The following is a 13,658-nucleotide window of genomic DNA, read 5'->3' as shown; positions in this document are numbered from 1 at the left end:
CCTTCTAGGGAGGCGCTTGCCGTGAGTGAGCTGCGGTTCATCCGCATGGGGTTCGGTGCCGAGGCCGTCGAGTACCAGGAGGCGTGGGACGAGCAGCGCCGGGTGCACGCGGCGCGGTTCGCCGACGAGGTGCCCGACACCGTACTGCTCCTGGAGCACCCGCCGGTCTACACGGCCGGCCGGCGCACGGCCGACAACGAGCGCCCCCTGGACGGCACGCCCGTCGTCGACGTCGACCGCGGCGGCAAGATCACCTGGCACGGCCCGGGCCAGTTGGTGGGCTACCCCATCCAGAAGCTCCCGCGCCCGGTGGACGTCGTCGCGCACGTGCGGCGGCTGGAGGAGGCGCTGATCCGCACCTGCGCGGAGTTCGGGCTGGAGACCACCCGGGTCGAGGGCCGCAGCGGCGTCTGGGTCCTCGGTGACCCGGTCGACCGGCGCCCGGCGCTCGGCGGGCTCTCCCTGGACTTCGACCCGCGCCTGCACGACGACGAGTTCGACCCGCGGCTCAACGGCCCGGAGTACGCCCCGTCCAACGCGGGCCAGCGCCGCGAGGACCGCAAGATCGCCGCGATCGGCATCCGGGTGGCCAAGGGCGTCACGATGCACGGCTTCGCGCTGAACGTGAACCCGGACAACAAGTGGTTCGACAGGATCATCCCGTGCGGCATCCGGGACGCGGGCGTCGCCTCGCTGGCGGGCGAGCTGGGCCGCGACGTGACCATCGAGGAAGTCCTGCCGGTGGTGGAGCGCCACCTGCGCGATGTCCTGGAGAACGCGGAGCTGAAGCCCCGGGTGATCGAGAAGACGCCGGCATGAATCCGCCCGCCGGGCACTTGACGACGGAGGGCGGGAATCCGGCCCGTCCGGCGATCGGGGGCGAGGCCGTTCAGGCCGAAGCGGGGCCCGGGGGCGGCAGCCCCCGGCAAGGCCCGCACCGGCGCCGGACCACCAAATCAACGGGCGTACCCTGGGGAACGCCGAAGAATCAACGCTAGGGAGCCGACGTGTCCGCAGTCGCACCCGACGGACGCAAGATGCTGCGCCTGGAGGTCCGTAACAGCCAGACCCCCATCGAGCGCAAGCCCGAGTGGATCAAGACCCGGGCGAAAATGGGCCCCGAGTACTCCAAGATGCAGAACCTCGTCAAGAGCGAGGGCCTGCACACGGTCTGCCAGGAAGCCGGCTGCCCCAACATCTACGAGTGCTGGGAGGACCGCGAGGCGACCTTCCTCATCGGCGGCGACCAGTGCACCCGGCGCTGCGACTTCTGCCAGATCGACACCGGCAAGCCCGAGGCGCTCGACCGCGACGAGCCGCGCCGGGTGGGCGAGTCCGTGGTCACCATGGACCTGAACTACGCCACCATCACCGGCGTCGCCCGCGACGACCTGGAGGACGGCGGCGCCTGGCTGTACGCGGAGACCGTGCGCCAGATCCACCAGCAGACGGCGGACCGCGAGGGCGGGCACACCAAGGTCGAGCTGCTGGCCCCCGACTTCAACGCGGTCCCCGAGCAGCTCGCCGAGGTCTTCGGCTCCCGCCCGGAGGTCTTCGCGCACAACGTCGAGACGGTGCCGCGGATCTTCAAGCGCATCCGCCCGGGCTTCCGCTACGAGCGCTCCCTGAAGGTCATCACCGAGGCCCGCGACTTCGGTCTGGTCACCAAGTCCAACCTGATCCTCGGCATGGGCGAGACCCGCGAGGAGGTCAGCGAGGCGCTCAAGCAGCTGCACGACGCGGGCTGCGAGCTGGTGACCATCACGCAGTACCTGCGCCCCTCAGTGCGCCACCACCCGGTGGAGCGCTGGGTCAAGCCGCACGAGTTCGTGGAGCTGCAGGAGGAGGCCGAGCAGATCGGCTTCTCCGGCGTGATGTCCGGCCCGCTGGTGCGTTCCTCGTACCGCGCCGGGCGGCTCTACCGGATGGCCATGGAGCAGCGCCGTGCGGCCGCTCCGCTGCGCGATGACGCGTCCGTCGCGGGCCAGGCGGTCTGAGCAGCGCGTGTGAATTCACGCACAAGTCACTACTCGCCGGTACTGGCCGGTATGCCGCGGTCCCGACCGTCCTCGCAGATGAGGACGCCGTCGGGGCCGCGTCGGCGTTGGGGGCCCGCACACCAGCGCTTCATGGGTGTTTGACCCGTCGGTCACGCCCTGGTAACACCAATCAGTGACCCTGGACTCACGCCACGTACACCCTTACCCATCGCCGTACCGAGGGGGGACCTCCACGATGCCGATGCCGGCCGCGCCCGTCCGCGCCACCGCGATCCCGTCGTTCTCCGGCGCCCTGCGCGCCGTCGAGGCGCTGCTCCTGAGCAGCGGCCAGCGCACCGCCCGCCGCAACGCCTGGACCTCCGTCCTGGAGGACCGCCGCCGTGCCAAGGACCGGGTCGAGGCCGAGCGCGTCCTCGGCCAGACCGTCTCCGGCCGCGGCTGACCCGGCACTGCCTTCGAAGGCACTCTCGCGGCCACGTAGACTTCGGGGCATGGCGAGGAAGGACAACGCGGCGCAGACTGCGAACCCCGGGCGACTGAAGCAGATCGCCCTGACCTACAAGATGACCCGCAAGGCCGACAAGAAGATCGGTCTTGTACTCGCGGCTGTCGGCATCGTCACCTTCGGTGTCTTCCTCGCGATCGGTTTCCTGATCGGTCACCCCATCTATCTCGGCATCCTGGGTGTGCTGCTCGCCTTCCTCGCGACGGCGATCGTCTTCGGACGCCGGGCCGAGCGGGCGGCCTTTGGGCAGATGGAGGGCCAGCCGGGCGCCGCCGCGGCCGTGCTCGACAACATCGGCCGGGGCTGGACGACGACCCCCGCGGTGGCGATGAACCGCAATCAGGACGTGGTGCACCGCGCGGTCGGCAAGGCCGGCATCGTGCTGATCGCCGAGGGCAACCCGAACCGGGTGAAGTCCCTGCTCGCCGCCGAGAAGAAGAAGATGAACCGGATCGTCGCCGACGTGCCGGTGCACGACCTGATCGTGGGCACCGGCGAGGACCAGGTCGAGCTGAAGAAGCTGCGCACGACCATGCTGAAGCTGCCGCGCGTGCTGACCGGCCCGCAGGTCACCGCGACCAACGACCGGCTGCGCGCCCTGGGCGACCTGATGAGCAACATGCCGCTGCCCAAGGGTCCGATGCCCAAGGGCATGCGCATGCCGAGGGGCAACGGCCCGCGCCCGCGCTGACGCCGCGAAAACGCCGAAGGGGGCGCCCGGATCTCTCCGGGCGCCCCCTTCGGCGTTTCGCCAGGGACCGGCGCATGACCAGGGACCGGCGTACGGTCGGCGTGCGGCCAGGGGCGGGCGTGGGAACCGCGGGCCGGCGTGCGAACCGCGGATCGCCGTACGAACTACATCCGCACTTCCACGGTGCGCGCCACCCGGTCGTGCAGCCCACGGCCGTCGCGGTCCCAGATCAGCGCGGGGATCGCCAGGCACAGCAGGAGGGAGCGCAGCAGCGCGCGCGGCGGGCGGACGCGGCCGGTCTCCAGCTCGACCACGCGCAGGCCGAAGATCCGCTTGCCCGGGGTGAAGCCGAGCGTGCCGACGGTCAGGACGCTCAGCACGAAGAAGACGAGCAGTGCCCAGTTGGACGTCGCCTGGCCGTAGCCGTCGGTGATCAGACCGTATGCGATCAGGAGGCACAGCCCCCAGTCGACGGCCAGGGCGCCGAGCCGGCGGCCGGGACGCGCGATCGATCCGGGCCCCTCCTCCGGCAGGCCGAGGTCCCGTCCGCGGTACCCGAAGTCGGCACCCGCGTCCTCCATGGCCGCGCGGGGCCCGGAGAGCCACGATCCGATTGCTTGCCTCTTGTCCACCCGTACACGGTACTGCGCCCGTATATGACCGGAGGACGCCGGGGTGTGTCAGGGCTAGCCTGGACCTGAGCCGGTTAACTTCTGCGAAACAAATGGGTCACGCCAGAGAAATCACCCGTCCCTAGGGTCGAGGACAGCGTGTGCCACCCGCACTGGCCGCACGAACGATCTACCACCCCGGCGGGACGGTCGGGAGTAGGAGGAGCTGGATGTTCCAGAACGCCGACGAGGCCAAGAAGTTCATCGCGGACGAGGACGTCAAGTTCATCGACGTCCGGTTCTGCGACCTGCCGGGCGTCATGCAGCACTTCACGGTGCCCGCCGAGGCGTTCGACCCGGCCGAGGAGCTCGCGTTCGACGGCTCGTCGATCCGCGGCTTCCAGGCCATCCACGAGTCCGACATGGCGCTGCGCGCGGACCTGTCGACCGCCCGGGTCGACCCGTTCCGCCGGGACAAGACGCTGAACGTCAACTTCTTCATCCACGACCCGATCACGGGCGAGCAGTACTCCCGCGACCCGCGGAACGTGGCGAAGAAGGCCGAGGCCTACCTGGCCTCCACCGGGATCGCCGACACCGCGTTCTTCGGCCCGGAGGCCGAGTTCTACGTCTTCGACTCCGTCCGCTTCGCCACCAGCGCGAACGAGTCCTTCTACCACATCGACTCCGAGGCCGGCGCCTGGAACACCGGCGCCCTGGAGGACAACCGCGGGTACAAGGTCCGCTACAAGGGCGGTTACTTCCCGGTCCCGCCGGTCGACCACTTCGCCGACCTGCGCGCCGAGATCTCCCTGGAGCTGGAGCGGTCCGGCCTGAAGGTCGAGCGCCAGCACCACGAGGTGGGCACCGCCGGCCAGGCCGAGATCAACTACAAGTTCAACACGCTGCTCGCCGCCGCCGACGACCTCCAGCTCTTCAAGTACATCGTGAAGAACGTGGCCTGGAAGAACGGCAAGACCGCGACCTTCATGCCGAAGCCGATCTTCGGTGACAACGGCTCGGGCATGCACGTCCACCAGTCGCTGTGGAGCAACGGCGAGCCGCTGTTCTACGACGAGCAGGGCTACGCCGGCCTGTCCGACACCGCCCGCTACTACATCGGCGGCATCCTCAAGCACGCCCCGTCGCTGCTGGCCTTCACCAACCCGACGGTGAACTCCTACCACCGCCTGGTGCCGGGCTTCGAGGCGCCGGTGAACCTGGTGTACTCGCAGCGCAACCGCTCCGCCGCGATGCGTATCCCGATCACCGGGTCGAACCCGAAGGCCAAGCGCGTCGAGTTCCGCGCGCCCGACGCCTCCGGCAACCCGTACCTGGCCTTCTCGGCACTGCTGCTGGCCGGCCTGGACGGCATCAAGAACAAGATCGAGCCGGCCGAGCCGATCGACAAGGACCTCTACGAGCTGGCTCCGGAGGAGCACGCGAACGTCGCCCAGGTCCCGACCTCCCTCGGCGCGGTCCTGGACCGCCTGGAGGCCGACCACGAGTTCCTGCTCCAGGGCGACGTCTTCACGCCCGACCTGATCGAGACGTGGATCGACTTCAAGCGCACGAACGAGATCGCGCCGCTGCAGCTGCGTCCGCACCCGCACGAGTTCGAGCTGTACTTCGACGTGTGATGCCTAACTAGGCTCTGAGCTGGACGGACCCTCTGCGGACTCTTCTACAGTCCGCAGAGGGTCCGCAGCGTTATTGATCAAGGGCCCCATTGCCCGCTCGACAGCGGCCCGGGTCGACTGGTCCGAGTCGGGCCAGAGGTGACCGTAAGTGTTCAGCGTCGTCGTCGCCTTCGAGTGCCGCAGCCGCTGCTGCACGACCTTCACGTCCGCGCCGCTCGCAATGAGCATGCTCGCGTAGTAGTGGCGAAGGTCGTGGAACCGGAACTCCGGGGACAGGCCGGCGACCTGCTTCCTGATGCGGCGCATGTGCCGCTCGACCTTCCACGGCCCGAGCTGCACACCGTCGTCGTCCAGCAGCACCCATCCGTCGTCGCGGCCGTCGAGTAGCCGCTTGAGTTCGCCCACGAACACGTCCGGGATGGGCACGGCCGCCACGCTGCCCGCGGTCTTCAGCGGCTTCTCCGGGTACTGCACGGTGGGCGTGACCGTGCGCGCGTCAAGGTCGACGTCGACCAGGCGCAGCCCGCAGGCTTCCGCGGTGCGCAGGCCGGCGAACGCTCCGAGCAGGATTGCGGGTCGGTACTTCTCCTCCGCGGCCTCGTACAGCTGCCACAGCTGGGCGTCCGTGCAGACGTAGGGGCGCTGCTTGCCACCGCCCGGTGACGTCTCCCGCGAGCACGGGTTGACCGTGAGCTTCTTCGCGCGGACCGCGGCCCGCATCACCTGCGACAGGCGGCTGTGCAGGGCGAACCGGTAGGACTGGCTGACGCCCTCCCGCAGCAGGCGGGCCATCCATCGCTTCACGGCCATCTCGTCGACGGCCAGCAGCGGCAGCGGGCCGAACTCAGCGCGGATCTGTGCCAGGTGCACTTTGGCCTGCCGGACGGTCGTCTCGCGCTTGGCGTAGGACTCGATCCACAGGTCGCACCACTGGTCGACCGTGAGCTTCTTGTCCTTGGGGTCGACGTAGGCGCCGGTCACCAGCGCGGCCGTCACCTCGTCGAGCCAGCGCTCCCCGTCGATCTTTCGCTCGAAGTGCCGGGCGTGCTCCTTGCCGGCCAGATCCCGGTACCGAGCTCGCCACTTACCGTTCGGACGCTTCTTGATGCTCTTGCTGGCCATTCCAGGGCCCTCTCCTTCAGTAGGTGCCGCAGCAGACTGCCATGGCCGGGTGGGGGGTGTCCCTCGATCCGACGGCCTGGAAGACCGCGAGGGGGGTCTGGCGGAGGTCTGTCAGGTTCAGAACGTCCGCCGTTTCGTCGGGCTGGATCTCCCAGACCCGTACAGACAGCGAGCGCCCCCCCTCGCGGTCTCCTACGCGTCCGCGCGGGGGTCATCCCCCAGTGCCTCCAGCTCCGTGCGCGCGTCATCCGCCTTCAGCCACCACTCACGGCCCCAGTAGGGCTGGGCGGCGAGCCGTTCGTAGCGGTTGACCTGCGCGGTCAGCGTGCGCTTGCGCTGGTGCTTGGCCTTGCGGCACTCGTCCGAGCAGAACCGCGGCGGCCGGCCCTTGCCGGACGGCTCGAACTCCTCGCCGCAGTTGGCGCATGTCGCCATGTCCTGGTCCTTTCGTCGGGCCGCGGAAACGCTCCGACCCGCGGCGCCACGGATTGCGCTCACCCTCGGTCCGGGTGCGCGCGGGCAAGGGGACACTCCCCACACCCTCAGTGACGTTCGATCGCTTTCTGTCACCGTTCGGCGTTCCATCCGCCGGGCTGGTTCTTCGCGGTCTCCGTGCTGTGGCAGCTGGAGCAGAGTCCGCGTCCGTGCTGCGGGTTGTTCGGGTCGAGGCCTTCGGCGACCAGCTGGCGACGGCTCTTGGGCCAGTGGTCGGCGACGGTCGCCGGCTGTGCCCAGCACACGCGGCAGACGGGATCGCGGTCGAGGACGCCATGTCGGAACCGATCGCGGTGCATCTGGCCGTAACCGCGCTGTGCCGCGCTGCCTCGCTGCCGGTCGGCTTGCTTGGCGTGGACGGGGCAGGGCTTGCTGTGCTCGCACCCTGGCCTGCTGCACGGCGGCTTGGGTCTGCTGGGCATGGTGTGTGCTCCTGTCTGTGTGGGCTCCGGGCGGGCCAAGCCGTTTTGACCTGGCCCGTCCCGGTCGGCGCTGGGCGGATCGCGGCGAGGAAAGGAGGACTCGCTAGCCGCCCATCGCTCCCGTCTGCGGTCGGCCTACAACGCGTGGCCGCAGCGGGTGACGTTGACGCCGGATCTATGCGGCCGTCGGTCCCGTGTCGCCCGGGTCGGCCATGGCCTCGATGTCCTTGCCGCTCATGCCGCGCAGCTCCTCGGGCTTGCCGAGGCTGCCGAGGAAGCCGTGCGCCAGGGCGCCGCCCGTCGTGTGCTGCCGGGCGTAGATCTCGCCGGCCTGCTGGTACCGCTCAGCCGTCGTGGGCCTGGTGCTGAGGTAGGCGCCGAGGACATCGTCCCAGTCCATGTCGTGCGCCCGCTTGGCGATGGCACGAGCAAGGACCTTGTCGCCGGCCTGCTCGGCCTCGGCCAGGGCGCGGGCCGCGTCGCCGGGCTTCTTGAGTCGGCCAGCCCGGTCCTGTGCATCGCGCACGGTGCCGTCGACGGCCGCACGGTCGGCGCTGCCGATGGCGGAGGCGCGCACGTCGTCGTAGCCCCACAGCTGGCGTTCCAGCTTGTCGAACGTCTCGCGGTCGGCCTGCATCTGCTCCTGCTGCACCTTGCGCAGGGCGGCCTGGGTGGTGGCGTACAGGCGGGCGACCTCCACGCGGCGGGCCTCCGGGTGCATGTTGCGCTGGCCGCGCAGCTGCTGCAGCCCCTGCTTGTACAGGGCGCGTATCTGGTCGGCCTTTTGCTGTCCTGTGGTTGGCTGCGGCTGCTGGCCGCGGATCAGGGTGTTCATCTGCTGTCCGAGCTTCGTGGGCATCTCTGAGCCTTCCTGTGTGCTGGGTTCACCCCCTGCGGCGTCCGTGGCGCGGGCCTAGGGGTTGGCTGTCAGCGGGTTCTTATCGGGCGGGCCACCGGATGAACGCTCGCCCGGTTGACCTGGGGGGAGACACCCCGCCCCGTCTCCTCCCGGATCGGGTTCGTGTTGCCGCTGTCCCCGTGTACGGGTCTGGGGGATTGGATCTTGGGCTGCGGGTCGCCGCCCTGCTGCCACTCCTCGCGGGCGGCCGTCCACCGGCACCGGCCGAAGTAGTAGACCTCCAGCGGGTCGTCGAGGTCGTCCGCCCACTGCTGCGGCCGGTACTCGGCGAGCCAGTCGGGCATGCCGTCCTCACGGACCGCGGGCCGGCGCCTGCTCACGCCGTCCCCCGCCACCGGGCCAGGGACGCATGCCGGGCCTTCGCCGACCGCTCCCGTGCGTCGTGCTGCTCCTGGTCGTCCTCGTCGGGCAGCTTCAGCGCGGCCAACAAGCGGGCCACCAGGGAGCGATGCTGCCGCAGCTCCTGCACGAGCGGGCTCGCCACGGGCTGACCCTGCGACCCGGTGACGACCAGCGGGGCATCCCGAAGGGCGTCCTCCAGCCGCTCGATCAGGTCGACCTCCCGGCACGCGTCACCGAGGATGCGCAGTTCGTCGACGCGCAGCACGAACGCCCCTGAGATCTCCTCCCACAGGCACGTGCCCTGCGGGCCGAGGCCCTCGGGCGGGTCCATCAGAGCCATTCCGGCCCCCTTCCAAGATCAGGGAAAAACACAGCGCGGCGAGCACGCATAAGGTCGGGTGCTATACGGCCCCGATCCGGAAAGATCACAGGGAGGGGGTATCCCCCCAGGCGATCTTGGGTGCCCCGGACGGCACGGGCTTCCGTCCGGGGCCATCGGCGCTGGCGCGGCCAGTAGGTAGCCCTCCGAAGGACTGCCGCACCATGGGTTCGAGAGCGTCCGCATGAAGCGTTCTCGATGCCTTTGACGCCGAAGTTCATGGGCTTGTCAGGCTGCGTCGCTGCCGTCGAGGACGGTGTCGGCGAGGCGGTCGACCTGGTAGTCCGGGATCCCGCCCAGCTCCTGGGGCTGGACCACGCTGTACGTCATGGCGTGCTGCATCCTCCACACGCCGTCGTTGGGGTCGGGCAGTGCCTCCAGCTGCTGTGCCGTCTCGCCTGCCTCGGGCCGCGCCGCGAGGTAGCTGCTGACGACGTCGGTCCACATGTGGGCCTGCGCCTGGGCGGCGATGGCCTGGGCGAGGTGTACGTCGCCGTTGACCTGGGCGCGGTCGAGGGCGCGCTGCGCTTCGTGCGGGTCGGTGAGCTTGGCTGCGCGGTCGGCTGCGTCGCGCCGGACGATGACGGTGTTGGGGTCGGCGTCGCCCTCGTGGCCGAACAGCTTGCGGGACAGTCGGGCGCGCTCGCTGGTGACGTGGTCGAGGACGGCCTGCCCGGCGGCGGCGACCTGGTCCCGGGCAGCCCGGTACTCGCGGGCGATGGCGATGCGCTTCGCCTCGGCGGACAGGGCCCGGTTGTTGTTGATGCGCTCGACCTTGCGGGCGAGGTCGGCGTTGGCGGCTGCTACGTCTCGGGTGGTGAGGTTGCGGCCCTTGGCGTGCCAGCGGCCCTCGAAGTACTCGGCGGCGACGGTGGGGTCTTCCTGGGTGAGCGGGTTCGTGGTCATGGGGGTCTCCTAGCTATCGAGGGGTTGGAGGTTGGGGCACTGGCCGCCGTGGACGTCCGTGCACAGCGGGAGGTGAACGGCACGACAGAGGCGGGCGCCGCAGCCGCGCACGCACGGCCGGCCGCGCCTGCCCGTGAGGGGCCGGTCGCAGGCGGCGCAGCGCGCGCGGGCCTTCACTTGGGGTCCTCGTCGCGCTGCCAGCGGCGCATCTTCGCGGTGTGCCGGGCGGTGAGCCCGTAGTTGCGGGCCTCGTCGATCTCCTCGCGCTGCTGCCTCTGCTGCTGCCGCTTGTTCTTCGCCGCGGCTATGCGGGCGGCCACGGCGTTTTCAACATGCGAGTCACTCATGCGGGCTGCCCTCCTTCCGGGCGGGGCGCTTGGCCCACGCTGAGTCGGCGGCCGGATCCGCGGCCGGTCTGCCAGTGGCGCGGCCTCCAGTTGGGGAAGCAGTCGTTGCACACGTCGCTTGTGCCGGTACCGACAGACCCATCGCTCTTGACCGTGTTCGGGAAGCGCCAGCCGTCGATGTAGGCCGCCATGCGGGCTTCCTGCGCGGAGTTGTGGCCGTGCGGCTCGCCGTGCCGCTTCTGGCAGCCGTCACACTGCAGGACGACACGGGCGAAGTTGAGAGTGCTCATGCAGCTTCACATCCGGGGTGCGTGGTCTGGTCAGGGGTGAGTTGCTCGAACGGCGACCCGCAGCCGGTGCATAGCGGCAACTGCGGGGCAGGGGCGTAGATGCCGCGCCGTAGCTTGGCAATGCGACCGTCCTCGGTGAGGCGCTTCAGGTACTGGTCGGCGTTGTCGCCGAACTTCTCGCGGACGTCAGCGGCTCGGACGCCCTGCGGGTGCTGTCGCACGAACTGCAGGATGCTGACGCTGGTGTCGCCGAGGGCCGATGTCTCCTCGCGGTTGCGAGCGTTCTCTGCCGCTTCGGCGAGGTTGGCCCCGTCGAGAACCCAGGTGCCTTCTTGCATGACCATCGCGTACTCGGCTTCGGGCACGTCGCGGCCGGTGACCTTCAGGACGGCTTCCTGTGACTGGCGCTTACGGGCGAGCACGATGATCGTGTCAGCGGCGCCAGCCAGGCCGTGAGTGCCGGATACCGAGTCGATGAAGTCCTCGGAGGCCGCTTTGCGGTCGTGGTGGATCGCGGTGACGGCCAGGCCGTCATGCTTGTCTGCCGCTCGCTTTAGGGCACCCGCTACGCGGTAGTCCCGCTGATAGGCAGACTCGCCCGGCGCCGAGGGGGGCATGACCTTGCCGAGGGTGTCGACGACCACCAGGGCCGTGTCTGGGAACCTGCGCAGGAAGGCGCCGATGGTCGCCAGGACGGCGTTCGGCTCGACCTGCGTCAGGTAGTGGAAGCGGCTGGGGATCGGGGTGTCACCGAGGAGTGTCCGGCACCGGTCCTGCATGCGTCGGTCACCGTCTTCGAGGGCGAGGTACAGAACGCGTCGCGGCAGACCCATTTGGATCTTGCCGACCGCCGTACCGCCTCCGGAGATGGCTAGTAGCAGATCGAGCACGAGCCAGCTCTTACCGGCCTTCGGCGGCCCGATCAGCAGCGAGAACCCCTCGGGCAGTAGACCGTCGACCGCGTACCGCAGCGGCGGGAACTGCTGCTCGTGCAGCCAGTCGCCACTTCGCAGGCTGGCGAGCAGCTGCGCGTCGAGTTCTGCCCTACTGCTGTCAGAAGCGTCAGAAGTGTCAGAACCGTGGTCCGGCCCCTGACTTTCTGACGCTTCTGACAGATCTGACAGGGGTACGACCGGACGCAGGTAGGGCTCGGTCACGCGGCTGCCCTCCCTTCGGTGTACGTGAGGTACCGGCCGGGCTGGCCTGGTACGCGGATGGGCGGCCAGCCGGGGGTGGCTCGCAGCTGGTGGGGTGGCTTGGGCTTGGCGAGGGCGTCGAGTTCGGCGATGGCCCGTGCCCGCAGGACGGCTTCGGGGCTGCTGGAGAGCCGCTTGAGCCAGTCGCAGAGTTCTTCTTCGTCGCCGTACTTGCGCCAGCACTCGGCGGCTTCGAGGGCACCGGCCAGTCGCCGGGGGTCTTCGGGGCCGAGGGCGATCCATTCCCGCGAGCCGTACTTGGGGAAGTCCCGGGCCGACCAGGCAGCCTTGGCGTTCGCCCACAGTTCGGTGAGCACGTCCGGGTCGACGTCTGCGGGCTCCGGGTCGGGCACCTGGCCTTCGGGTGTCTCGCCGCAGCCTGCGGCATCGCAGTCGAGCGGGTCGCGATGGCCGCACTCGAACGGTTCGCACCGGCCGGCGGCGTCGCGTCGACGCCGAACCTGTGCCACGATGGGCTCAGCTTCGCCCGCCGCGTTGCTTTCACGAACCCCGGGAGCTAGGGACTCTCGGGGTTCGCTGCTGTTTCGGGTCATGCTGCGGCGCCTCCGACCTGGTCTGCGTCCCACTGGTCGAGGACGTCCGGGTCGTACAGGACGCGTCGGCCGCGCTTGACACCTTCGGGCAGGTAGCCGATGTGCCGCCAGTAGCGGACGGTGCCCGCTGCGACGCGGTAGCGCCGGGCTACCTCTTCGGTGGTCATGTACTTGTCGATGCGCTCTTGGAGTGTCGTGCGTTCCGTCATCTACGCCTCTCCAGACGTGTCGTGTCGCTTTCGTTCAATCACGACAACCACAGGTGTACAGGCTTGTGTCATGTTTGCGCAAGGGCGTCATCGTGTTTGTGCAGCCACGTTGACTGGCGTTGGGATCGGGCATACCGTCGGCCCCGTGATTACCGACAAGGACCTTCCGGAGCCGTGGCGCGTGGTCGCCTCCCCCATCGAGCAGGAGAGCTCCACGCAGCTGGACGCCGTGGCCGGCTTGCAGACGGGCATCGAGGATCCGGTGTCATGGGACCTGATCGAGAACACCGAGACCGGTCGGCGCCTCATGCTGCGGATGGGGTTGGACGACAGCGGCGTCGTGATTACCGGCGTCTACGTCCCCGGGCCTGGCGCGGTCGGGATCGGCGAGCTGCGGAACTTCCCGCTCGCTGCCATCGAGGCGGCGGTGCGTTCTCGGAAGGCTCACGCGAAGGCGACGATCAGCGCCGCCGTGATGGCGGGGCCGGACGCTCACGAGGGGCCGCTCGGCAACCCTGATGGGCCGAACGACACTCGTTTCTACGCCCGGCTCGCCCTGCGGTACCTGCGCGTTGCGGCCAGCTCGCCGCGGCCGGCCACCGACTTGGCGAAGCAAGAGGGTGTGACCCCGAGGACCGTTCAGCGGTGGACGGCCCGGGCGCGCGAACTCGGACTTCTGCCTCCCGGTCGGCCAGGCCGCGCATCATGAGCGGGTGCCGGCCTCGTGGGTGCGGCGCCATGCGTTGTGGGCGCGGCGGCCGAGGCGCAGCCGGAGCTGCTTGCCGTGGCAGCGTGGGCACATCCGCGGCTTCTTGAAGCGCTCGATCTGCCCCAGGCCACGGCACTTGCGGCAGGGGGCGAACGGCTTCACCCAACACAACGCTGCGTATCCGATGAGCCAGAGCAGCAGCAGGGCCATAGTGGTCAACATGAGGTCTGTCCCCCTCGATTTCAGGCACTACCTGGGGTTCTGGTGGCGCCCCTGCTAGGCGCTAGGTGCCTGCTCGGGGGCCCATTTGGGTGCTAGCGG

General features: G+C 69.6%; 20 protein-coding genes. 6 read left to right on the top strand and 14 right to left on the bottom strand.

Annotated features, from left to right (window positions below):
- The first annotated feature begins 21 nt into the window (after positions 1-21).
- The 4 genes from lipB to ACLGIH_RS24790 all read left to right on the top strand — a co-directional run bounded on the left by lipB (position 22) and on the right by ACLGIH_RS24790 (position 3,196).
- Positions 22-819, top strand: a complete 798-nt coding sequence (gene lipB / locus ACLGIH_RS24805; protein ID WP_416527491.1) for a lipoyl(octanoyl) transferase LipB — start codon at positions 22-24, stop codon at positions 817-819.
- Positions 820-1,007: 188 nt separating this feature from the next.
- Positions 1,008-1,997 carry a lipoyl synthase gene (lipA, locus tag ACLGIH_RS24800; protein WP_416527490.1) on the top strand — a complete coding sequence of 330 codons (990 nt, stop codon included), beginning with the start codon at positions 1,008-1,010 and terminating at the stop codon, positions 1,995-1,997.
- A 244-nt stretch (positions 1,998-2,241) separates the two neighbouring features.
- Positions 2,242-2,442: an SCO2195 family GlnR-regulated protein gene (locus tag ACLGIH_RS24795; RefSeq protein ID WP_416527489.1), complete on the top strand. Its 201-nt coding sequence runs from the start codon at positions 2,242-2,244 to the stop codon at positions 2,440-2,442.
- A 49-nt stretch (positions 2,443-2,491) separates the two neighbouring features.
- On the top strand, positions 2,492-3,196 hold the full coding sequence (locus tag ACLGIH_RS24790) for a DUF4191 domain-containing protein (protein WP_416527488.1): 705 nt from the start codon (positions 2,492-2,494) through the stop codon (positions 3,194-3,196).
- A 164-nt stretch (positions 3,197-3,360) separates the two neighbouring features.
- Here the strand turns inward: ACLGIH_RS24790 and ACLGIH_RS24785 are convergent, their stop codons facing one another.
- Entirely contained in the window at positions 3,361-3,828 is a 468-nt protein-coding gene (locus tag ACLGIH_RS24785; protein ID WP_416527487.1) for an RDD family protein, read from the bottom strand.
- 209 nt (positions 3,829-4,037) lie between these two features.
- On the opposite strand from ACLGIH_RS24785, the gene glnA reads away from it, so the two are divergent.
- Positions 4,038-5,447, top strand: a complete 1,410-nt coding sequence (glnA, locus tag ACLGIH_RS24780; protein ID WP_416527486.1) for a type I glutamate--ammonia ligase — start codon at positions 4,038-4,040, stop codon at positions 5,445-5,447.
- A gap of 3 nt (positions 5,448-5,450) precedes the next feature.
- On the opposite strand, the gene ACLGIH_RS24775 is transcribed toward glnA, so the two are convergent.
- The 12 genes from ACLGIH_RS24775 to ACLGIH_RS24720 all read right to left on the bottom strand — a co-directional run bounded on the left by ACLGIH_RS24775 (position 5,451) and on the right by ACLGIH_RS24720 (position 12,628).
- Positions 5,451-6,569 carry a site-specific integrase gene (locus tag ACLGIH_RS24775; protein ID WP_416527485.1) on the bottom strand — a complete coding sequence of 373 codons (1,119 nt, stop codon included), beginning with the start codon at positions 6,567-6,569 and terminating at the stop codon, positions 5,451-5,453.
- Between the two features lie 192 nt (positions 6,570-6,761).
- A complete protein-coding gene (locus ACLGIH_RS24770; RefSeq protein WP_416527484.1) occupies positions 6,762-7,004 on the bottom strand; it encodes a hypothetical protein in 243 nt (80 codons plus the stop codon).
- A gap of 131 nt (positions 7,005-7,135) precedes the next feature.
- Positions 7,136-7,486, bottom strand: a complete 351-nt coding sequence (locus ACLGIH_RS24765; protein WP_416527483.1) for a holin — start codon at positions 7,484-7,486, stop codon at positions 7,136-7,138.
- A gap of 175 nt (positions 7,487-7,661) precedes the next feature.
- The gene (locus tag ACLGIH_RS24760; protein ID WP_416527482.1) at positions 7,662-8,345 is read right to left on the bottom strand and encodes a hypothetical protein; all 684 of its coding nucleotides are present in this window, start codon (positions 8,343-8,345) and stop codon (positions 7,662-7,664) included.
- 68 nt (positions 8,346-8,413) lie between these two features.
- Positions 8,414-8,725, bottom strand: a complete 312-nt coding sequence (locus ACLGIH_RS24755; RefSeq protein WP_416527481.1) for a hypothetical protein — start codon at positions 8,723-8,725, stop codon at positions 8,414-8,416.
- Entirely contained in the window at positions 8,722-9,087 is a 366-nt protein-coding gene (locus tag ACLGIH_RS24750) for a hypothetical protein (protein ID WP_365516462.1), read from the bottom strand. The genes ACLGIH_RS24755 and ACLGIH_RS24750 overlap by 4 nt, the downstream gene beginning before the upstream one ends.
- Positions 9,088-9,354: 267 nt before the next feature.
- Positions 9,355-10,032 carry a hypothetical protein gene (locus tag ACLGIH_RS24745; protein ID WP_416527480.1) on the bottom strand — a complete coding sequence of 226 codons (678 nt, stop codon included), beginning with the start codon at positions 10,030-10,032 and terminating at the stop codon, positions 9,355-9,357.
- Between the two features lie 173 nt (positions 10,033-10,205).
- Positions 10,206-10,379 (bottom strand): hypothetical protein, encoded by a 174-nt coding sequence (locus tag ACLGIH_RS24740; protein ID WP_416527479.1) that lies wholly within the window; start codon positions 10,377-10,379, stop codon positions 10,206-10,208.
- Positions 10,376-10,669 carry a hypothetical protein gene (locus tag ACLGIH_RS24735; RefSeq protein ID WP_416527478.1) on the bottom strand — a complete coding sequence of 98 codons (294 nt, stop codon included), beginning with the start codon at positions 10,667-10,669 and terminating at the stop codon, positions 10,376-10,378. The genes ACLGIH_RS24740 and ACLGIH_RS24735 overlap by 4 nt, the downstream gene beginning before the upstream one ends.
- Entirely contained in the window at positions 10,666-11,826 is a 1,161-nt protein-coding gene (locus ACLGIH_RS24730; RefSeq protein ID WP_416527477.1) for an AAA family ATPase, read from the bottom strand. The genes ACLGIH_RS24735 and ACLGIH_RS24730 overlap by 4 nt, the downstream gene beginning before the upstream one ends.
- On the bottom strand, positions 11,823-12,218 hold the full coding sequence (locus tag ACLGIH_RS24725) for a hypothetical protein (protein WP_416527476.1): 396 nt from the start codon (positions 12,216-12,218) through the stop codon (positions 11,823-11,825). Before ACLGIH_RS24725 ends, ACLGIH_RS24730 begins: the two co-directional genes overlap by 4 nt.
- Before the next feature lie 197 nt (positions 12,219-12,415).
- On the bottom strand, positions 12,416-12,628 hold the full coding sequence (locus tag ACLGIH_RS24720; protein ID WP_416527475.1) for a helix-turn-helix domain-containing protein: 213 nt from the start codon (positions 12,626-12,628) through the stop codon (positions 12,416-12,418).
- Between the two features lie 145 nt (positions 12,629-12,773).
- Between ACLGIH_RS24720 and ACLGIH_RS24715 the strand changes: the two genes are divergently transcribed.
- Positions 12,774-13,337 (top strand): hypothetical protein, encoded by a 564-nt coding sequence (locus ACLGIH_RS24715; protein ID WP_416527474.1) that lies wholly within the window; start codon positions 12,774-12,776, stop codon positions 13,335-13,337.
- Here the strand turns inward: ACLGIH_RS24715 and ACLGIH_RS24710 are convergent.
- Positions 13,332-13,559 (bottom strand): hypothetical protein, encoded by a 228-nt coding sequence (locus tag ACLGIH_RS24710; protein WP_416527473.1) that lies wholly within the window; start codon positions 13,557-13,559, stop codon positions 13,332-13,334. The two genes, ACLGIH_RS24715 and ACLGIH_RS24710, sit on opposite strands and share 6 nt — an antisense overlap.
- Positions 13,560-13,658 lie beyond the last annotated feature (99 nt).

Source organism: Streptomyces hamibioticus (genome assembly GCF_047946815.1).
Lineage (GTDB): Bacteria > Actinomycetota > Actinomycetes > Streptomycetales > Streptomycetaceae > Streptomyces.
This window is presented reverse-complemented; position numbering and strand designations above follow the sequence as displayed.